2 tRNA genes (1 of these 2 running past the window's edge) are annotated in these 224 nt (G+C 58.0%); both read left to right on the forward strand.

Annotated elements, in window-relative coordinates:
• Positions 1–60 precede the first annotated feature (60 nt).
• Positions 61–136: transfer RNA gene (locus DW269_RS12340), tRNA-Phe, on the forward strand.
• 10 nt (positions 137–146) lie between these two features.
• Positions 147–224, forward strand: a tRNA-Ser gene (locus DW269_RS12675); it runs 56 nt beyond the window's last position.

Genomic DNA, 224 nt, shown 5'->3' on the forward strand with positions numbered 1-224 from the left:
AGAATGCCGCCCTGTCACGGCGGAGGTCGCGGGTTCGAGCCCCGTCCAGACCGCCATTTTGGTTCCGTAGCTCAGTCGGTAGAGCAGAGGACTGAAAATCCTCGTGTCGCTGGTTCGATTCCGGCCGGAACCACCATTAGAATGATGCAGGTTTACCCAAGCCCGGCTGAAGGGATCGGTCTTGAAAACCGACAGAGGATTAACGTCCTGCGGGGGTTCGAATC

The sequence above is a fragment of the Catenibacterium sp. AM22-6LB genome (assembly GCF_003435615.1).
In the GTDB taxonomy this organism is placed as follows: domain Bacteria; phylum Bacillota_I; class Bacilli_A; order Erysipelotrichales; family Coprobacillaceae; genus Catenibacterium; species Catenibacterium mitsuoka_A.